This is a genomic window from Micromonospora avicenniae, from assembly GCF_900156065.1.
Taxonomy (GTDB): Bacteria; Actinomycetota; Actinomycetes; order Mycobacteriales; family Micromonosporaceae; genus Micromonospora; species Micromonospora avicenniae.
Window position 1 is genome coordinate 20,020 of sequence record NZ_FTNF01000009.1, and the last position, 19,895, is coordinate 39,914.

General features: G+C 73.5%; 16 protein-coding genes. 8 read left to right on the forward strand and 8 right to left on the reverse strand.

The genetic code is table 11. The features are described from left to right. Positions 1-173: 173 nt before the first annotated feature. Together BXA10_RS15515 and BXA10_RS15520 are read left to right on the forward strand one after the other, a co-directional pair. On the forward strand, positions 174-1,454 hold the full coding sequence (locus BXA10_RS15515) for a thymidine phosphorylase (protein WP_076471081.1): 1,281 nt from the start codon (positions 174-176) through the stop codon (positions 1,452-1,454). Between the two features lie 104 nt (positions 1,455-1,558). Then, positions 1,559-2,239, forward strand: coding sequence for a DUF4272 domain-containing protein (locus BXA10_RS15520; protein WP_076471082.1), 681 nt, complete (start codon positions 1,559-1,561; stop codon positions 2,237-2,239). A gap of 16 nt (positions 2,240-2,255) precedes the next feature. On the opposite strand, the gene BXA10_RS15525 is transcribed toward BXA10_RS15520, so the two are convergent. Further along, on the reverse strand, positions 2,256-3,119 hold the full coding sequence (locus tag BXA10_RS15525) for a putative RNA methyltransferase (RefSeq protein WP_076471083.1): 864 nt from the start codon (positions 3,117-3,119) through the stop codon (positions 2,256-2,258). Positions 3,120-3,366: 247 nt separating this feature from the next. Between BXA10_RS15525 and BXA10_RS15530 the strand changes: the two genes are divergently transcribed. Next, on the forward strand, positions 3,367-4,452 hold the full coding sequence (locus tag BXA10_RS15530) for an adenosine deaminase (RefSeq protein WP_076471084.1): 1,086 nt from the start codon (positions 3,367-3,369) through the stop codon (positions 4,450-4,452). Here BXA10_RS15530 and BXA10_RS15535 read toward each other — a convergent pair. Beyond that, a complete protein-coding gene (locus tag BXA10_RS15535) occupies positions 4,428-4,907 on the reverse strand; it encodes an ATP-binding protein (RefSeq protein ID WP_245828268.1) in 480 nt (159 codons plus the stop codon). The genes BXA10_RS15530 and BXA10_RS15535 overlap by 25 nt on opposite strands. A gap of 343 nt (positions 4,908-5,250) precedes the next feature. On the opposite strand from BXA10_RS15535, the gene BXA10_RS15540 reads away from it, so the two are divergent. The 4 genes from BXA10_RS15540 (at position 5,251) to BXA10_RS15555 (ending at position 10,295) form a co-directional block, all read left to right on the forward strand. Beyond that, positions 5,251-8,817, forward strand: a complete 3,567-nt coding sequence (locus BXA10_RS15540; protein WP_076471086.1) for a sensor histidine kinase — start codon at positions 5,251-5,253, stop codon at positions 8,815-8,817. Positions 8,818-8,819: 2 nt separating this feature from the next. Continuing rightward, positions 8,820-9,224 (forward strand): roadblock/LC7 domain-containing protein, encoded by a 405-nt coding sequence (locus tag BXA10_RS15545; protein WP_076471087.1) that lies wholly within the window; start codon positions 8,820-8,822, stop codon positions 9,222-9,224. 95 nt (positions 9,225-9,319) lie between these two features. Continuing rightward, complete coding sequence (locus BXA10_RS15550; protein WP_076471260.1) at positions 9,320-9,700, forward strand: DUF742 domain-containing protein; 381 nt, start codon at positions 9,320-9,322, stop codon at positions 9,698-9,700. A 1-nt stretch (position 9,701) separates the two neighbouring features. Next, positions 9,702-10,295: a GTP-binding protein gene (locus BXA10_RS15555; RefSeq protein ID WP_076471088.1), complete on the forward strand. Its 594-nt coding sequence runs from the start codon at positions 9,702-9,704 to the stop codon at positions 10,293-10,295. 285 nt (positions 10,296-10,580) lie between these two features. On the opposite strand, the gene BXA10_RS15560 is transcribed toward BXA10_RS15555, so the two are convergent. Then, positions 10,581-12,932 (reverse strand): transposase, encoded by a 2,352-nt coding sequence (locus BXA10_RS15560; protein WP_076471261.1) that lies wholly within the window; start codon positions 12,930-12,932, stop codon positions 10,581-10,583. A gap of 38 nt (positions 12,933-12,970) precedes the next feature. Continuing rightward, positions 12,971-13,909 carry a DNA primase gene (locus BXA10_RS15565; RefSeq protein ID WP_076471089.1) on the reverse strand — a complete coding sequence of 313 codons (939 nt, stop codon included), beginning with the start codon at positions 13,907-13,909 and terminating at the stop codon, positions 12,971-12,973. Between the two features lie 137 nt (positions 13,910-14,046). On the opposite strand from BXA10_RS15565, the gene BXA10_RS15570 reads away from it, so the two are divergent. Continuing rightward, a complete protein-coding gene (locus BXA10_RS15570; RefSeq protein ID WP_076471090.1) occupies positions 14,047-14,388 on the forward strand; it encodes a PadR family transcriptional regulator in 342 nt (113 codons plus the stop codon). 128 nt (positions 14,389-14,516) lie between these two features. Here the strand turns inward: BXA10_RS15570 and BXA10_RS15575 are convergent, their stop codons facing one another. From BXA10_RS15575 to cydB, 4 genes are all read right to left on the reverse strand, one after another. Continuing rightward, complete coding sequence (locus BXA10_RS15575) at positions 14,517-15,188, reverse strand: permease prefix domain 1-containing protein (RefSeq protein WP_076471091.1); 672 nt, start codon at positions 15,186-15,188, stop codon at positions 14,517-14,519. Between the two features lie 68 nt (positions 15,189-15,256). Beyond that, positions 15,257-17,212 carry a thiol reductant ABC exporter subunit CydC gene (cydC, locus tag BXA10_RS15580; protein ID WP_084752860.1) on the reverse strand — a complete coding sequence of 652 codons (1,956 nt, stop codon included), beginning with the start codon at positions 17,210-17,212 and terminating at the stop codon, positions 15,257-15,259. Further along, complete coding sequence (gene cydD / locus BXA10_RS15585; protein WP_076471263.1) at positions 17,212-18,885, reverse strand: thiol reductant ABC exporter subunit CydD; 1,674 nt, start codon at positions 18,883-18,885, stop codon at positions 17,212-17,214. The genes cydC and cydD overlap by 1 nt, the downstream gene beginning before the upstream one ends. Continuing rightward, the gene (gene cydB / locus BXA10_RS15590; RefSeq protein ID WP_076471092.1) at positions 18,882-19,889 is read right to left on the reverse strand and encodes a cytochrome d ubiquinol oxidase subunit II; all 1,008 of its coding nucleotides are present in this window, start codon (positions 19,887-19,889) and stop codon (positions 18,882-18,884) included. Before cydB ends, cydD begins: the two co-directional genes overlap by 4 nt. Positions 19,890-19,895 lie beyond the last annotated feature (6 nt).

Sequence of the window (19,895 nt, forward strand, 5' to 3'; positions counted from 1 at the left end):
GGGATCGGGCCGACCATCACCGGCTCCGGGCGGTCAGGCTTGATCCCTCCGCCGGTGACGGTCGGCCCGATCCTCGGTGGTAGCGGAGCCTGGTCCCCGTCACGGTCGCGAGTGTCCCCGTGGTCGCTGGTACTGGGCCGGTATCGCCATGACAACAAGGAAAGAACTTTCTGATGAGTGCTCTCACTGCGGTTGATGTCATCCGGACCAAACGGGACGGGGGCGTGCTGTCGGACGACCAGATCGACTGGGTGATGGACGCGTACACCCGGGGGCAGGTCGCCGACGAGCAGATGTCCGCGCTGGCCATGGCGATCCTGCTCCGCGGCATGACCGGTCCGGAGATCGCCCGGTGGACCGCGGCGATGATCGCGAGCGGCGAGCGGTTGGATCTCTCCGCCGTCGACCGGCCGACCGTGGACAAGCACTCCACCGGAGGTGTCGGCGACAAGATCACTTTGCCGCTGACCCCGCTGGTGGCGGCCTGCGGTGCGGCGGTGCCGCAGCTCTCCGGGCGCGGCCTCGGGCACACCGGAGGAACGCTGGACAAGCTCGAGTCGATCCCGGGCTGGCGGGCGACGCTCACCAACGACGAGTTCATCGGCCAGCTGCGCGACGTGGGAGCGGCGATCTGTGCGGCCGGTGCCGGGCTCGCCCCCGCCGACCGCAAGCTGTACGCGCTGCGTGACGTGACCGGCACCGTCGAGGCGATCCCGCTGATCGCCAGTTCGATCATGAGCAAGAAGATCGCCGAGGGGACCAGCGCTCTGGTGCTCGACGTCAAGGTCGGCTCGGGTGCCTTCATGAAGTCCGTCGAGCAGGCCCGCGAGCTGGCCCGCACGATGGTCGAGCTGGGCGGGGCGCACGGGGTGCGGACTGTCGCGCTGCTCACCGACATGTCCACCCCACTCGGTCTGGCGATCGGCAACGGTGTCGAGGTCGCCGAGTCGGTCGAGGTGCTGGCCGGTGGCGGCCCGACCGACGTCCTGGAGCTGACCCTGGCCCTCGCCCGGGAGATGCTCGACGCCGCCGGCCTCAGCGACGCCGACCCGCAGGTGGCGCTCCGCGACGGCCGCGCCATGGACGTGTGGCGGGCGATGATCCGCGCCCAGGGCGGCGACCCGGACGCTCCGCTGCCGACCGCTCCGGAGATCGAGACGGTCCGGGCGGAGGCCGACGGCCACGTCGAAGCGATCGACGCGTACGCCATGGGGGTGGCCGCGTGGCGACTCGGCGCGGGTCGCGCGCGCAAGGAGGACCCGGTGAGTGCCCCGGCCGGTGTGGTGCTGCACAAGCGGCCCGGCGACCGGGTGCGTGCCGGTGAGACCCTCTACGAGTTGCGGGCCGAGCAGGCCGATCGGATTCCCGCGGCGATGGCCGAGGCCGCCGGCGCGGTGCGGATCTCCGAGACGCCCCCGGTCGGTCGGCCCCTGGTGATCGAGCGGATCGGCTGACCCGGTATCGGGCGGGCCGGCATGGTGCCGGTCACCCGGGGTCGCTATTCTGCCTGGCCAGGGGGGATAACCGGCGTTGAGCCGTTGCGAGCAAGGGAACCGCCGTGACCGTACCTGCCCCCGACCCACGTGAGGTGCGTGAGGCGAGCCTGGACGAGCTGTCCCGGCTGGGCCTGCCGCTGCCGCCGCCGCAGTTTCCGCTGGTGTGGGAACCCGGCGACCAGATCGAGCTGCGGTCCACCGCGGAGATCGAGGCGCGGATCGCGGTACTGCACCTGATCCTGGCCCGTTGCTTCGGGATGCCGCCGCAGGCCGCGATGAGCTGGTTGCTCGCCTCGCACCTGGTGGAGAAGGTCACCCCGCCGGAGTGGCAGTTCGTCACCGGCAGCAAGGGGGATCACCGCTCCTTCGTGCTGCACCACGACGCGCTCTTCTCGCTGGCGTGGGTGCTCGGCCTGACCAAGCTGCTCGACCCGACCCTCCCGGTGGACGAACGGCTGGTCGAGCGGATGCCGGACATCGCCGCCGGTGAGACCTTCGCCGAGTGGCGGTCCCGGATCCTCGCCGCGCCGCAGCACCCCGCCGACGCGGCCGCCCTGCTCGACCTGCACTACTGCCTGGACTGGGCGTACCTGGAGGTGGAGCGGAACGGCCGCCGGCCGCCCGGGCTGGTCGACGCCAACGCGATCGGTCAGCGGCGGTGGGCGCTGGAGTGGGCGGTGGTGCTGCGCGGGCCGTACCACGACGAGCCGCCCGGTTGGGAAGAGGTCGACCTCTCCACCTGAGCCGGACCGGCCGCCGTCAGCGCGGCACCGGATGCCACACGCCGAGCCGGACCGCGACCGTCACCCGTACCGGCTCGGCCACCGCCGCGAGGCGGGCGGCCAGCCCGGCCGGATCGGTGTGCCAGGCACTCGGGCCCATACCCACCAGTGTGGCCACCTCCGGCCTGGTCAAGGCCAGCTCGCGGCGGTGCACGGTCTCGGTGGCGCAGGTGAAGTGCGTACCCAGGCTGGCAGCCACCCGGTCCTGCTTGGCCGGATCGACCCGGAGCAGCCCGAGCGGCCCGATCAGCTCGGCTAGGTGGTCCTCCGCGGGCGTCACCACCAGCAGCGCACCGGCTGGGTCCAGCACCCGGTGGAACTCGGCACCGTGTCGTGGCGCGAAGACGTTCAGCAGCAGGGCGGCGGCACCGTCGGCGACCGGAAGTCGCTGCCAGGTGTCGGCCAGCGCCGCCGCGACCCGCGGGTCCGCCCGGGCGGCCCGCCGCAGCGCCGGCTTCGAGACGTCGAGCGCCAGGCCGACGGCGTCCGGCAGTGCCGCCAGCACCGCGGCGAGGTGCCGGCCGGTGCCGGCGCCGGCATCCACCACCAGGGGATACGCCCCGGCGGCTGGGCCGACCGCGGCCACCGCCGCGTCCGCCAGCGCCGCCGAGATGAGGTCGTAGTGACCGGCGGCCAGGAAATCGGCCCGGGCGGCCACCATCTCGGCGGTGTCGCCGGGGTGCGGCGCGCGACCGGCCAGCAGGTTGACGTAGCCCTGCCGGGCCACGTCGAAGCTGTGCCGGCGCGGGCAGCGCAGCGCACGGGCGGTGCCGGCGTGGGTCTCGCTCAGTGGCTCACCACAGACCGGGCAGCGGAGCCGCTGGAGGATGCGGGAATCCATGTCAGGCGTCCAGTCGGGTCGGCACCGCGGGTACCCGGCGGTGGTCGTCGTCGCGGTGGGGCGGGAGCGCGGCGGTGGGCGCTCGGCGATCGGGATCGGGCAGCTCCACGTCGACTACCGTAGGCCCACCCGTCGCCGAGCAGGCCCGCACCCGGCCGTCCAGCACAGCCGGACGAACGGAAGGCGGTAGTGCCGGACGCGGCCGGTCCGCGGAATGACGAGGGCCGCGCCGCACTAGGGTCTGGGAATGGTCGCGAACATCCGGTACGAGGACATCGTCAAGGCCCCGAAGGCGTTGCTGCACGATCATCTGGACGGTGGCCTGCGGCCGGCGACGATCGTCGAGTTGGCCGCGGAGGTGGGGCACCAGCTGCCCGCCACCGATCCCGAGGAGCTCGGACGCTGGTTCGTGGCGGCGGCCGACTCGGGTTCGCTGGAGCGGTACCTGGAGACCTTCGCGCACACCGTGGCCGTGATGCAGACCGCGCCCGCGCTGCGTCGGGTGGCCCGGGAGTGCGCGCTCGACCTGGCCCTCGACGGCGTCGTGTACGCCGAGGTGCGTTTCGCCCCCGAGCAGCACCTGGAGCGGGACCTCACGCTGGACGAGGTCGTCGAGGCGGTGCTCGCCGGCTTCGCGGAGGGCAGCGCCGAGGCCGCCGCTGCGGGCAAGCCGATCCGGGTGGGCACGCTGCTCACCGCGATGCGGCACGCCGCCCGCTCGCAGGAGATCGCCGAGCTGGCCGTACGGCACCGGGACGCCGGGGTGGTGGGTTTCGACATCGCGGGGGCCGAGGCCGGCTTCCCACCCACCCGGCACCTGGACGCCTTCGAGTACCTGCAGCGGGAGAACTTCCACTTCACCATCCATGCCGGTGAGGCGTTCGGGTTGCCGTCGATCTGGCAGGCGATCCAGTGGTGCGGGGCGGACCGGCTCGGCCACGGGGTGCGGATCGTGGACGACATCAGCACCGAAGGACCGGATCCGGTGCTCGGCCGGCTGGCCGCGTACGTACGGGACAAGCGGATCCCGCTGGAGCTCTGCCCGTCCTCGAACGTGCAGACCGGTGCCGCCCCGTCGATCATCGAGCACCCGATCGGTCTGCTGCGTGATCTTCGTTTCCGGGTCACGGTGAACACCGACAACCGGCTCATGAGCGGCACCTCGATGTCGCGGGAGATGGCGCTGCTGGTGGACGCGTTCGACTACGGCTGGGCCGAGCTGCGGTGGTTCACGATCAACGCGATGAAGAGCGCCTTCATCCCGTTCGACGAGCGCCTGAAGATCATCGACGAAGTGATCAAGCCCGCCTACGAGCCGCTGTTGCGGGACTGATCGGCATGGTACGGGTGGCCGGCGAGCAGGCCGGCCACCCGGTGCAGCACCTCGCGGCCCCGGGCCGCCTCCGCACCGAGGTTCGTCTGGCGGTGCAGTACCGCCGGTTCTGTGCGCAGCAACGCCAGCCCTCGTCGTACCAGCACCCGCGGTGCCTTGCGCTGTTCGGAGAGGTCGCGGGCGAGTCGGCGGAAGAAGGTGGCGCTGCGGGGCCGGCGTAGCGCGTACGCCCCGGCAAGCAGTCCGCGCCGGCGGCACTCTCCGACGATCTCGGCGGCGAAGATCCCTTCGGCCACAAAAAGTGGCGATCCGGCTATGTCAAATGTCCGGGTGGTCACCCGGCGGTCCGCGTCGATGGAGTAGACGGGGATTTCCGCCTGGCCCTCTCGCGCGAGCCGGGCGATCGCCTCGAGCGCCGCCTCTGCATTCCAGGACTGTGGTGACTCCCAATCCACCTGGCCGTTTCGTCGCGGCAACGTAGGGTCATCGCCGTCCTTGTAGAAGTCGTCCAAGCACAGCACCGGGAGCCCGGTTCGCTGCGCTATGTATGACTTTCCGGAGCCGGAAGGGCCGGCCAGTAATACAACACGGTGCGGATGATTCATTACCTTGAGTAACTCCGGCCAGACGGTGTGCTATCAAAACGCTTCAACATCTCATCACACGGTGGGTGGCGGCCAACCTGGGCTTTCCTCTTGTCGAGCGGCGTGATGGAATCTCGGGGGTCCGACCCGCCGGGTCGGTCGCTGGGCGTTGCCCGGGGCAACGCGCGGACGCTGTAATCGCGAGGACGGTGACGTGAGCAAACGGCCGAAGACGGCGGGCTCCTTCCTGTCGCGGCTGCGCCAGCCGGCCAGTCGACTCCGGGACATGCCGATCTGGTCCAAGCTCGGTCTCATCATGATCGTGCCGACCATCGCCACGGTCGTGGTGGGCGCCAACGGTCTGGTCGACCACCTGGAGACGCTCAACAATGCCAACCGGGCGGGCGATCTGGCCAACCTCTCCGGCTACTCGGGTGACCTGATCGACGACCTGCAGGACGAGCGGACCACCGCCGTGCTGTTGCTGGTGTCGCCCCCGGGCCAGGCGAGAGCGCAGTACCAGGAGGCGTACAACCGGGTCAACACCCGAGTCGACCAGGCGAAGGGCCCCTACCTGCGGCAGCGCGCGTCGATCGACGGGCTCCCGGGCAGTCTCGAGGGCTTGCTCGACAAGATCGACCGAAGCCTCACCGACATGCCCGGCATTCGCAGCCAGGTCTACAACGGCAAGCTCCGGCCGGTCGAGGCCACGCAGGCGTACGAGAACGTGATCACCGACCTGCTCGCCATCCGCGACTCGGCCACCCAGCTCGCCGGTGACAACAACCTGAGTGACCGGATGCGGGCCGCCGCCGCGGTGGCGCGGGAGAAGGAGTTCCTCTCCCTGCGACGGGTGGTGGTGCACCAGGCACTGGCGCAGAAACAGCTGACTCCGGCCCTGCGCACCGAGTACATCGCCAGCGGCACCGGGCAGGACCAGGCCGCACAGAACTTCAAGGCGGTCGCCACCGAGGACGAGGTCCGCTTCCACGACCAGACCATCGCGGGCGGCGACCGGCGCGAGGCCGAGCGCTACGTCGGCTGGATCAACGGCAACACCAGCGGCAGCATGGTCGGCGCCCCCTTCGGGCCGGACCAGTGGGACGCGGCCATGGTCGCCAACGCGAAGCTGATCCGGACGGTGGAGACGAAGCTCGACGGCGACGTGGTCCGCCTGGCCGAGGGCATCCGCTCCGATGTGCAGCGCCAGGTGTTCCTGGAGACCGGCCTCCTGCTGAGCATGCTCCTGCTGGCCATCCTCTTCGCCTACCTGGTCGCCCGCTCGATGGCCCGTTCGCTGCGTGAGCTGCGTCAGGGCGCCCTCGCCGTGGCCCAGTACGGCCTCCCGCAGGCCGTGGCCCGGCTGCGTGACCCGCAGGTCACCGGGCAGCTCTCCCCGGTCCAGCTCGCCAACCAGATCGCCGAGCCGCTCCCGGTGCGCAGCAAGGACGAGTTCGGTCAGGTGACCGAGGCGTTCAACGCCGTCCACCTCGAGGCGGTCCGCACCGCGGCCGAGCAGGCGGCGCTGCGTGCGTCAGTCGCGACGATGTTCGTCAACCTGGCCCGCCGGTCGCAGATCCTGGTCGACCGCCTGATCGGGCACCTCGACCGGCTGGAGCGCGGCGAGGAGGACCCGGACCGGCTGGCCGAGCTGTTCCAGCTCGACCACCTGGCCACCCGGATGCGCCGCAACGACGAGAACCTGCTGGTGCTCGCCGGCGCCGACTCCACCCGTGTGCAGCGGGAGCCAGCCGCCCTGATCGACGTGCTGCGTGCCGCGCAGTCCGAGGTCGAGCACTACACCCGTATCGAGTTCGGCGTGATCGACCGCGACATCGAGATCGCCGCGCACGCCGTCAACGACCTGGTCCACCTGGTCGCCGAGCTGTTCGACAACGCCACCGCGTTCTCGCCGCCGGACTCGCAGGTGCAGGTCGAGGCGCGCCGGGTCGGCGACCGTTCCTCGCTCTACGTCGAGGACCGCGGCATCGGCATCAGCGCGGACCAGCTCCAGGAACTCAACGAGCGACTCGCCACGCCGCCGCAGGTGGACGTGGCCGTCTCCCGGATGATGGGCCTGGTCGTGGTGGCCCGGCTCGCCTCCCGGCACGGCGTTCGGGTGGAGCTGCGCCCGGGCATCGACCGTGGCACCGTGGCGGAGGTCATGCTCCCCACCTCGGTGCTGGTGCCTCGCGCGCTCTCCGGTCGGGTGCAGCAGCCCCCGGCGCTGCCGGCCCCGGCCGGCGGCCCGGCACCGGCCACCCCCACGCCGAGTTTCGGTGCGCTGCCCGCGTTGGGCGTGCGGCAGAGCGAGTCCGGCAACCAGGTCACCCTCGGCGGCCGTGCCTTCGATCCGGCATCCCGTAACGGATCGGGCACCCCGACGCCGTCCGCTCCGGGACGCGGCATGCCCGCCTGGTCGGACCTCACCGGCGTCGCCCCGACCAACGGCAACGGCACATTCACTCCGCGTCCCGCCAACGGCCAGTCGATCGACCCACTGCCGCAGCGTCGGGGCGTCGACGGTGAATCGGGCGACGGCCAGCCGACGGCCATTCCGCGGCAGCTGCCGAGCAGCCCCGAGGTGACCCCGTACTCGCCGCCGGTCTCCGCGCCGCCGCTGCCACCGGTCTCCGGTGGGCCGGTGTCCGGATCGCCGGTCTCCGCGCAGCCGTACTCAGGTGCTCCGATCTCGGCCTCGCCGTACGCGGGTCCGCCGGTCTCGGCGCAGCCGTACTCGGCCCCACCGGCCACGGCGCAGCCGTATTCGGCGCCGCCGGCCACGGCGCAGCCGTACTCGGCCCCACCGGTCTCGGCGCAGCCCTATTCGGTGCCGCCGGCCGCGACGCAGCCGTACTCCGCGCCGCCGGCCGTCGGGCAGCCGCCGGCTCCGCCGGCGAACCCACTGCCGTCCCGGCCCAGCCCGAGCGCCTCGGCGCCGCCGGCCTGGCCGCCGGTGGCCGACGCGGAGCGGGAGCCGGCCACGCCGCCGGTGCCGGAGCGCCTCGCCGCCGCTCTGGACATGACGACCGAGCTGCCGCGGGTGCCCCGGCCGGAGGCCCAGCCGGCTACCGCGCCGGCCGCGCCGCCGGCACCCAACCGGCCCGCGCCGGCTCCGCAGGCCCAGAACCAGCAGCGGTACGCGGACGAGACGATGGAGCTGCCGATCTTCCGGGAGCTCGAATCGGCCTGGTTCCGTACCCGCCGGCCCGGGCCGGAGGAGGCGGCTGGGGCCGCGAAGCCGGCGGCGGCGACGAACGGTGCGACGACCCAGCAGCTTGCCGCGGTCGACGCCATCGGTCAGGCCGGCCAGAAGACGACACCCGGGACGACAGGTAACGCACCGATGGCAGACACACCGACGGCGCGGGAGACCGGGTTGGGCGCGAACGGGGGCAGCCGTCCGACCGCCGCCGAGAGCATGCCCCGCCGTCCCGCACAACAGAACAACAGCTGGGAGAGCGCTGCCGACGACGGCTGGCGGGCCGCCACGGCAGCCACCGACGTGCCGGTGCGGTCGACCACGCCGACGGGGTTGCCGAAGCGCACCCCGATGGCGCAGCTCGTGCCGGGCGCGGTGGAGAAGCCGGCCACGTCCGTCCAACGGCGTTCGCCGGAGGCCGTCCGCGGTCTGCTCTCGGCCTATCACCGGGGTGTGCAGCGGGGGCGCAGCAACCCCTCGGAGAGCAACCCAACCAACCCGGAGGCGGCTCCGGGGGGGCAGCAATCCTCGCAGTCCGACTCAGGCCCAGTGGCCGGGAGCGGGCAGAAGGAGCAATAACGATGACTACTACGCAGGATCTCGGTTGGCTTCTCGCCAACTTCGCCGACCGGGTACCGGGGGTCGCGCACGCGGTCGCCGTCTCCGCGGACGGCCTGCTCCTCGCTGGGTCACGGGATCTCCCGCGTGACCGCGCCGACCAGCTGGCCGCGATCGCGTCCGGCCTGGTCAGCCTGACCCAGGGCGCGGCCCGTTGCTTCGAGGGAGGCGCGGTGCTGCAGACGGTCGTGGAGATGGACAATGGCTTCCTGTTCCTGATGTCCATCTCCGACGGCTCGTCCTTCGCCGTGCTGGCTGCCCGCAGCTCTGATGTGGGGCAGGTCGGCTACGAGATGGCGTTGCTCGTCGACCGGGTGGGCGACGCGCTCACCCCGGCGCCGCGCGCTGCCGCGGGAATGCTGGGCTGACGTCCTGCTGACCAGAGTCGGCAGGGCAGCAACGACGACGAGAGGGGCTCCACCGAGTGGAGCCGGTGCCGGGTACGAAGGAGGTGAGCGGCGACATGTCCGACCGTGACGAACCGACCGGAGCGTTGGTCCGTCCTTACGCCGTGACCCGTGGTCGTACCCGCCCCCGACTCGACATCGCGCTGGAGGCGCTCGTCGAGACGACGGTGCGCGGCCGGGCCGCTGCTGCCAACGGCAGTGGTGGCCAGGGTCGCGAGCACCAGTACATCGCCGCGCTGTGTGACGGACGCGTCCAGTCGCTCGCCGAGATCGCGGCGCGGATGCAGCTCCCGCTCGGTGTGGCCCGGGTGCTCATCGCCGACATGGCGACGGACGGCCTGGTCGCAGTCCACGAGCCGACCATCCTGGACGACTCGGACGACGCGGTGGGCACTGAACTGCTGGAGAGGGTGCTGCGTGGACTTCGCAGGCTCTGACATGTCGCACCGCCCGCCGACCCCGAGCGGGCGCGTGACGTCGGCGAAGATCGTTATCGCCGGCGGATTCGGCGTCGGCAAGACGACGCTGGTCGGTTCGGTCTCGGAGATCACGCCGCTGACCACGGAGGCGATCATGACCTCCGCCGGTGTGGGTGTCGACGACACCCGGCAGGTGCCGGGCAAGGCGACGACCACGGTGGCCATGGACTTCGGCCGCATCACCATCGACCGTGACCTGATCCTGTACCTGTTCGGTACGCCGGGTCAGACGCGGTTCTGGTTCATGTGGGACGAGCTGGTGCGTGGCGCCATCGGCGCTGTCGTGCTGGTGGACACCCGGCGACTGGCCGACTGCTTTGCGGCGATCGACTTCTTCGAGCACCGGCGGCTGCCGTACCTGGTGGCCATCAACTGCTTCGACGGGATGCAGTACCACGACCCGCAGGACGTCCGCGACGCGCTGGCGATCTCGAGCGACGTCCCGGTGGTGGCCTGCGACGCCCGAAACCGGGAGTCGACCAAGCACGTGCTGATCTCGCTGGTCGAGTACGTGCTCACCATGCGGCGCTCCCGCGCGGTCGCGCCGGCCTGACCGGCAACCGTCGACGCGCCCGGTGCGGCTGAGGCCGCGCCGGGCGTTCGTCGCTCTTGGCGGTGGTGACGGCTGACCCGGCCCTCACCTCGCCGGGACGAGGCCAGGTGCCGTGGATCGTGGCTGTCGAGGGCGCATCCAGCCGGCGACGGCGATTGCCCGCGGCCAGGCCGCCTGCGAGAGGCTGGGGCGCCGCCACGAGCGCGCCGCTGGCAAGCGAAGAGCCCCTGCTCCGATCCGGCCGACCGGCCGGGCCCGAGCAGGGGCTCTGGTGCTGCGGAGACGTCAGGAACGGTAGCCGGCGGAGCGGTACTCGTACTCCCGATCGTCGTCGCGGTCACCGTGGTCACGGCTGAAGTCCCAGCCCCCGGCGGCCTCGCGGCCCGGACGGCCACCGACCGCGAAACCGCCGATCTCCTGACCGCGACGCCAGCCGCGGAAGTATCCGGTGGTGTTCTCCGCCAGGCTCGCGGCGTCCCGGACGATCCGGAGCGGACGCTCCTCCCGGAGCGGTGAGCCGGGCACCAGATTCGCCTGCGGCACCCGCTTGGGCAACCCGGCCCTGGTCTCCGAGCCGACCGCGGGACGGGCGGCCTGTTCGGCCGCCTGCCATCCGGTGTCGGCGAGGCTCGACCAGTCCAGGTCGGACTCGTCGTTGTGCCCGACGAACCAGGCGGACTTCGCCTGCGCGAAGATCAGCAGATCGCCGTCGCCGCTCTCGTCGGCCACCGGCGGTGGCCGGTGCTCGACCGGCGGCGGTGGCCGGTGCTCCACGGGCGGGCGCTCGGTACGGGCGGCCGGGCGGCCACCCCGACCGGAGTCGGCCGTGTCGACCAGGCGCAGCGGCGGCGTCTCCAGCTGCGGGTCGGTGTTCTCGCGCAGCGCACGGTCGGCCAGCGGTGGTGGCTCGACGAGCCGCAGCATCGGCGGCTCCTGAGGCAGATCGTCGGCGAGCCACGGCGGGGTGACCCGTCCCTCGCCCGCTCCGGGGTCGGTCGGCGCGTCGACGCCGCGCCCGCCCCCGTACGGGTAGGTGACCGGGTTGTCCGCCGAGCTGTCGGCCGGGTCCTCCGGGTTGTTCACCAGCGGCCAGTTCGCCCGCGAGCCGGGCGGGGCGGACTCCTGGTCCGCCCGCGGGGCGGGCACCGGGACGCTCAGATCGGTGGCGCTGAACCCGCCCGTGGGCGGCCCCGCGTCCCCGTTGGTCTTCGGGCGGGGCGGAATCACGGTGCGTTGCCGTTCCGCCCGGGCGCTCTGGATCGCGGCGGTGGTCAGCGTGGGCCGGAAGGGCTCGCCGGCCTCGGCAGGTGGCACCTTGCCGCGCTGTGCGGGAGCGATCGGGGTGATCCCGGGCGGCGGGGGCGGTGGCGCGGAGACGGGCCGGTTGGTGGGCGCGTCGATCTGGCTCGCTGCGGGCTCGGCACGAACGGGCGGCGCGGACACCGGTGGCCCGGACACCGCGGCCGGCGTCACCGGTGCGGGGGCGACCGGTGGTGGCGCGACCGGTTCCGGCGCGACCGGTGGCGGCCCGAGCGGTCGCGGAGGCAGCGGCGGGCTGCCGGCGGAGACCGGCTCGGGACGGCTGCGCCGGCCGCCGGAGGGCGTGGGCTCGGTCGTGGTCGGGCGGATGGCGCGCAGGCCGCTGGTGTTGCCCGTGAGGCCGGCCAGTTCACCGACGGGCTCACCGCGCCGGGCCGCGGCCCGCCGACCGGGGGCCGGGGCAGGCGTGGTGACCCGGGAGTTGAGTGCGCCCACCAGCGCGTCGCATCCCGCGTCGCAGGCCCGGACCGAGGCCACCGCCTGCCTGACGGTTTCCGCCACCGCCGAGGTGAGGGCGCGGTTGACCGTGGCGCGCCGGGGCGTCTCGGAGATGGCGACCCGTAGTGCGGTCACCGCCTCGTCGATCTCCTTCTCGTCGGCGATGCCGTCGGCCACGAGGTGCGCGGCGATGGCCTCCGCGGCGACCGACACCTCCCGGCCGTGGGCGACCGCGCCGCCGAGCATGCTCGGCTCGGGCAGGGCGTCCAGCACGGCCAGCGGCACCGGCTCGGCCGGATCGGGGTACGCGCGCAGCGCGGCCGGGTAGAGCTCCCGGAGCACCTCGCGCAGCGCCACGGCGGCGGAGTGCCGCCCGGTGGCCAGCGCGGCGTGCGCGGCGAGGACCTGCTTGTAGCCCGCGAGGTCCCGGGGGGCGGGGAGGGTCACGGCGGAGAGTGCGCCGGCCTGCAGCGCTCGGGCGAGGCCGACGGCCCGCCGTTCCGCCGGCGGCGACTGCATCTCCTCCAGCGAGTCGTCGTCGGCGAACCGCTCGGCAAAGTCGTCGACCGAGTCGTCGTCGGCGATCGCGAGGGGGCGACCGGCCGCGCTGAGCAGTGAGGTGACGGTGTGGTCGTCGCTGTCGGCGGCGATCGCCGCACCGCTCGGCCCGCCCGACCGCTCGACGAGCAGCGCGACCAGCTGGGCGTAGCCGGCCGGGTCGTCGCCGATCTCGCAGACAAGCAGCAGACGGCCTGCGTCATCGACCACAGCGGACGTCAGCGTCGAGCCGGCCGAGGCCGGTCGGTCGGCCGGATCCGCCGAGGCTAGACCGCAGTACACGCGCACGAGCGCCACAGCGTCGTCCTCCTCCCGGGACAGGTGTTCCTCTGCCAGTGACTGATGCTCCCCGGTAAGGGTCAGTCGCGCCAGTCCACTACCGCAGAGATCTTCCCGACAATGGTGCGCCAACCGAGACTTGCGGTTTGTGCCCCGATTTTCTTGAGTCGCCGTCGGCCGAGGAAACCACCGACTCCGCCGTTGACCGAGGCCCGCAGCGCCTCGTCCAGGTCATCGAGGCTGGAGCCGGCGGAGAGCATGTCGAGTACGGCCGGTAGGCGCAGGGCGTACGACAGGTCACGGGCGACCTCGCCGGCCTCGATCAGCAGCGTCGGATCCCACGTGTCGTGCCCGCCGCGGAGGTTCTCCACCACCAGGTCGAGCTCGTAGGTGTCCTCGTCCAGCGGGGCGATGTCGGCCGGCTCGACCCGTTCGGACAGTTCTTGCCAACTGTCCAGTTGGGACAGATCGTTGGGCGCACCGGATCGGATGAAACTGACCAGGGACTCGGGAGTCTTGAACAGCAGCAGCCGCCCCTTGTGGGTGAGGAAGGCGGGGACCTCCTCGTCGTTCGCCTCCTCGGCCGCGGCCTCCTCCTCGTCGGGCTCATCGGCGTCGGCGGCACGCCCGCGCTCGTCCTCCTCGTCGCTCGCGGCGAACTCGTCGGCCACGTCCTCGTCGAGGATGACGACGGTCTCGTCGTCCTCCTCCTCGATCACCTGGCGTCGGGCGAGGAACGGGTCGTCCTGGTCCCGCTCGGTGACGTCGGTCGGAGTCAGTTCCCGTGCCGGCCGGTACGCGCGCAGGGTGAAGCCGGTGCCGGCGGGGAGGGCGATCTCCACCGGGTCGATGCCGACCTTCTCCCACAGCGACCGGTCGACGTTCGCCGAAGGGCGATCGGTGCCGACCTCCTCCGGCTCGACCGGCTCAGTGGTGTCGTCGAGCTCGGGCTCGTCGGCGTCGGGCCGTTGAGGCGACTGGCGGGCCACGCTGACCTCCGTGTGCTTCGGGCTGCCCACTTCCGGCGCTGCGGCCGGTGAGTGACTCTGGGCACATACCCTAGTGGGCCGCTCCGGAACACCGGTGGCCGCACCCCGGTGCGCCCATCGCCGTTCCCGGTGGCGGTCCGGTCCGCAGACAAGTAGCGTAACTACACATGAAGGCCCAGGCGCTGCACGGACACCTCGACGCCCTGCTGCTGGCGGTGCTGGAGGGGGGAGCACTGCACGGCTACGCCATCATCGAGGCACTTCGCGCCCGCAGTGACGGCAATCTCGATCTGCCGACCGGCACGATCTATCCCGCTCTGCGGCGGTTGGAGCGCGCCGGGCACGTCGCCAGTGCCTGGAGCACGGTCAACGGCCGGGAGCGGCGCACCTATCAGCTCACCGACGCCGGGCATCGGGCTCTGGCGGGGGAGCGTGCCGGCTGGCACGAGTTCAGCGCGACCGTCGGTCGGTTTCTCGACCCCGGCGCGGCGCCCACCGCGCCGGCGTGACGAGACCGGCCGATGCGGTCGGGCGTCCAGCGTGGCGCAGGTCGGGACGGACCGGAGCGCCGCAGTGACGGGTGCCCGGCGTGGCCTGGGGGCCGGGACGGTCGAAGCGCCGCAGTGGCGGGCGGACCTCAGCGGACCGCGAGCACCCAGCCTCGGGCGGCCCGGCCGAGCCAGAGGTAGCCGGCACTCGCCAGCACCGACCCGATGATCATCGGTGGCCAGGTGAGCGCAGCGTCCCAGAGGTCGATCGACCAGGCGAAGAGACCGGCCCCGGTCAGTACGCCGAGCGCCAGCGAACCGGTGAGCCCGGCGCCGACCAGCCGGACGAGCACGGCGAGGCCGGGATTGGCCGACCGAGCGGCCACCCTCACCAGCAGCAGCGCGGCCGCCGCGATGACGAACGCGGCCAGCCAGAGCCAGTGCACCGACGCGGAGAGGAGCCGGTAGCCGGCCGGGGGCCGGGGGCCGTCGCTCCAGCTCGACCCGCGCCAGGTCAGATCCCCGGCGACGACGATCACCGAGGCGACCGCGAGCACCCGTAACGACAGCCCGCGCAGCGCCGCCACCGCGAGCTCGGCCTGCCAGGCCGGCAACAGCTGCGCCGGGCTGCCGAACTCGGTCACCGCACGCCGTTCGGCCTCCGCCGGCGGGAACCCTTCCGCGCGGTACGCCTCGACCGCGTCGAGCAGCCCGTGCCGAGCCTCGGTCAGCAGGTCGGCCTTCACCCGGGCCGGCCCGCGCAGCAACCCGGCCAGGTCCCGCAGGTGGTCCTCCACCAGGATCTCGTGGCAGCGCGGCATGAGGCCACCCTGCCACGTCCGGCGCTTTCGTGCTGTCCGGTAATACCCTGGTCCGACCCGGAGAACGGTCAGGGGGCCAGAGCGAGGTAGCCGCGTTCAGCGGCCTCCTGGAGCAGCCACTGGTCCTGGTACCAGCCGGGGATGGCGACCAGTTCCGCGTGCCGGCCGCGTTGCACCACCCGGCCGGCGTCGAGCACCACGATCTCGTCCAACCCGGCCAGCCCGGTGAGCCGGTGGCTGATGAGCAGCACCGAGTGCCCGGCGGGCGTGGCGGCCAGCGCCGAGGCGAGCACCGCGTCGGCGGCCGTCGGATCCAGCCCTTCGGTGGGCTCGTCCAGCAGCAGCACCGGCGGTGCGGCCAGCAGCGCCCGGGCCAGCGCCAAGCGCTGCCGCTGTCCACCGGAGAGCTGCCCACCCTCCTCGCCGACCACCGTGTCCCAGCCGGCGGGCTGGTCGCGTACCCAGTCGAGCAGGCCGGCAGCGGCGGTCGCCGCGACCAGCTCGTCCTCGTCCGCGCCCGACCGGCCGAGCAGCAGGTTCTCCCGGACCGTGGCGTGGAAGACGTACGCCTCGGCGAGCAGCCCGCCGATCAGCCCCGGCAACTCGTCCTCCGGGTACGTCGTCACGTCGCGTCCGCCGACGGTCACCTGCCCCCCGCTGGGGCGTACGGCGCCGGTCAGGACGGCGGCCAGCGTGCTCTTGCCGGCGCCGCTCGGGCCGACCACCGCGATCCGCCGGCCGGCCGGCAGTTCGAGGTTCACCCGGTCGAGCGCGGGCGCGGCGCCCGGCCGGTACCGGACCGTCACCTCGTCGAGCCGGATGTCGTGCCCGCGGTCGACCAGGTCCGACGTGGTGTCGGGCAGTGGTGCGGCGGGGCGGCCCACCGCGGTGTCGCCGAGCAGGACGGCCACCCGGGTCAGGCCGGCGCCGAGCTGGGTGCGTTGCCGGGCCGCCCCGACCAGTGCCAACGCGATCTCGACGGCGCTCAGGGTGCCCACGGCCAGCACGCCGACGAGTACGCCGGGCACGCCCGCGGACAGCGCGACGAGCACCACCGCGGCGGCGGTGAGCCCGGCGACCAGGGTGCCGACGGCGTCCACCGCGAACCCGGCGGCGGCGAGGCGACGTTCCAGCCGGGCCAGCCGGGTGGCGCGTCCGGTGGCGGCCCGCAGCGCCGAACCGGTGGCACCGAACGCGGCGAGGTCGGCGGCGCCGTGGGTCAGGTCGATCGCGTCGGCGGCCAGCGCGCCGCGCAGTGGTGCCAGCTCGGCGGCACTGCGCCGGGTCAGCGTGGTGGCCAGGACGGGCAGGGCCAGCCCGGCGACGAGCAACCCGACCGCGAGCACCCCCGCGGCGGGCGGCGAGATGAACGCGGCCCCGCCCACCGCGACCAGGCTGACCAGCACCGCGGCCGCGCCCGGCACGAGTACCCGCAGCAGCAGGTCCTGGACCGCCTCCACGTCGGAGACCAGCCGGCTCAGCGCGTCGCCGCTGCGGGGTGGAGCGGTGCGGCGGGCGGCGAGCGTGGCGAACACCCGGGCCCGTACGTCGGTGATCATCCGCAGTACGGCGTCGTGCCCGGCCAGTCGTTCGGTGTAGCGGAACACGCCCCGGCTGATCGCGAGCGCACGCACGGCGACGATGGCGACGGTGAGCCGGTCCAGCGTTGGCCGCCCGGCGGCGCTCATCAGCAGCCAGGTCGCGGTCGCCATCAGGGCCAGCGCGGCGAACTCGGTGGCTGCGGCGAGCAGCCCGGCGCCGACCAGGCGGCCCAGGTACGGCCGGGCCAGGCGCAGTACCGCCCGCTCGGCGGCACCCGTCCGGACACCGGGACCGGGGCGCTCGGCCGTCCCGGCGGTCGGGTCGATCGCGGCGGGACCGGCGATGTCGAACTCCGCCGGAACGGCCACACCGGCGGCGGCGGCGGGGCCGAGCGCGCCGGCCCTGGCGACGTCGACCTCGGCTGCGCCGTCCGGGGCGGGGCCGGCGGTACCGGGTGCGGGCTCGCGCGGCGCGGTGCTCATCAGGAGGCCTCCCCGGTCGGTACGGGGCTCAGTTCGGTGACCCGGCCGTCCTCGATCCGCAGGATCCGGTCGGCGTCGGAGAGCAGTGCGGGGCGGTGCGCCACCAGCAGTGCCGTCCGCCCGGCCACCAGCCGGTGGGTGGCGGCCAGCACCACCGCCTCGGAGGCACTGTCCAGCCGTGCGGTCGGCTCGTCGAGCAGCACCACAGGCGCGTCCCGGAGGAAGGCCCGGGCCAGTGCCACCCGCTGCCGCTGCCCGCTGGACAGGCCGTGCCCGCGTTCGCCGAGCACCGTGCCGAGCCCGTCGGGAAGGCCGGCGACCACCTCGTCCAGCGCGGCGTCGTGGACCGCTTCGGCGAGCGCCGCGTCCGGGGTGTCCGGGGCGCCGAGGCGAATGTTGTCGGCCAGCGAGGCGGCGAAGAGGTGGGCGCGCTGCGGGACCCAGGCGAGCTGGCGGCGCCAGGCGTCCAGGTCGACGTCGGCCAGATCCACGCCGCCGACCGTGACCCGGCCACTGGTCGGGGTCACGAAGCCGAGCAGGAGCCCCAGCAGCGTGCTCTTACCGGCGCCGCTGGGCCCGACCACGGCGATCTTCTCGCCCGGCCGTACGGTCAGCGTCACGTCGCGCAGCGCGACGGTCCGCTCGTACGCCACGGTCACCGACTCGAACCGGATCTCGCCGCGCCCGTCCGGAACGATGCGGCTCTCCGATGCGGGCGAGGTGGGCGCGCCCGCCTCCACCCCGAACGCGTCGTTCAGCGCCGTGAGCCCCTCCTGGCTGGCGTGGAACCGGCTGCCCGCGGCCCGCAGCGGCAGGTACGCCTCCGGGGTCAGCAGCAGCACCAGCAGCGCGGTCTGCAGGGCGATTCCGCCACCGAGCAGCCGGATGCCGACCGGCACCGCCACCAGCGCCACCGAGAGGGTCGCCACCAGCTCCAGCACCAGGGCGGAGAGGAAGGCGATGCGCAGCGTACGCATGGTGGCGACCCGGTGCCCGTCGGCCATCCGGCGTACGACACCGACCTGCGCCCGGGCGCGGCCGAAGGCGCGCAGGGTGGGCAGCCCGGCGACCATGTCGAGGAAGTGACCGCCGAGCAGCGAGAGGCGGCGCCACTGACGTTCCGTGGCCGCTTGAGCCTGCCAGCCGAGCAGTGCTCCGAAGATCGGGATCAGCGGCAGCGTCAGCGCGATGATCACTGCCGAACTCCAGTCGGCGAGCCCGATCCGGGCGAGTACGGCCAGCGGAACGGTGACGCTGAGCACCAACTGCGGGAGGTACCCGGTGAAGTAGGCGTCCAGCGCGTCGAGTCCGCGTCCGGCCAGCGTGGCGAGCTGCCCGGCCCGCTGCCCGGCGACCCAGCCCGGCCCGTTGCGGCCGACGGCGGCGAGCAGGTCGGCGCGGAGCGCGGCCTTGACGGTCGCGGCGACCCGGGCGGCGACGGTGCCTTGCGCCCACACCAACAGCGCGCGGGCCGCGACGGTGGCGGCGAAGCCGGCCAGCGCGGGGCGGTCCAGCCGCCCGTCGAACGCCGTGGCGAGCAGGGCGGCCAACGTGGTCGCCTGCGCGACGACCAGCCCAGCCGCGAGCGCACCCAGCAGGGCGAGCAGGGCGAGATCGCGGCGGGCCGCGGGGACCCGACGCAGCAGACGTGGGTCGAAGGGGCGGCGGTTCACCAGTACACCGGTGCTCTGCCGTCCGTCCGTCCCCGGAACACCCACCAACACATCAGTTGGAAGCCTAGTAGGGCCGGCAGGAGCGGCATCGCGAGCCAGCCGAGCAGGCGCAAGGTCGGTGCGCTGGCGGCGGCGTCGGCCACGGTCAGCGACGCGCCCGGGTCGGTCGTGGAGACCAGCACGTAGGGCCAGAGGGTCGCGCCGACCAGCGCCACCGGCAGCGCGAGGGCCACCGCAGTGGCGGTGAAGGCCACACCCGCGCGCCCGCGGGTGAGCGCCGCGCGGGCGACCACCAGCGCCGCGACCAGCAGCACCGGCAGCAGTACACCCGCCAGCGGCTGCTGCGCGGTCGCCCGTACGCGTTCGGAGAGGAGGCCGACGACGGTGGCCACGCCGATCGCGGCGAGCGCCACCGGGAGCAGCCGGCGGGCCAGCCGACCGGTTCGGGCGGCGTCGTCGGCCGGCAGCCGGAGCGTGAGGAAGGTCGCACCGTGCGCCGCCACCAGCGCGACCATGGCCAGTCCGGCGGTGGCCGCGAACGGGGTGACGAGGTGGGTCAGCCCGACGACGTGCCCGTCGGTGTCGCGCGGTACGCCCTGGAGCAGCCCGGCGAGCAGAGCCCCCCAGCCGAGGGCGGCGAGCGCGCTGCCGACGACCACCACCCGGTCCCACCGGGCGCGGACCCGCTCGTGGGCGGGCCGGCTGCGCAGCTGCACCCCGGCGGTCACCAGGATCACCCCGGCGAGCGCGCCCAGCACCGCCGGGTAGAAGCCGGAGAGCAGTTCGCCCTCCAGCACGGGGAAGGCGCCGAACAGGATGCCCACGGCCGCCACCAGCCAGACCTCGTTGCCGAGGAAGAACGGGCCGACGGCGTTGAGCGCCGCGCGGCGCCGGCCGGGGTCGGCGTTGCGGGCGAGCGAGAGGCCGACGCCGTAGTCGTAGCCGCCGAGCACCAGGTAGGTGCCGAAGAAGAGGCCGAGCAGGACGTACCAGATGAGTTCCACGTCAGC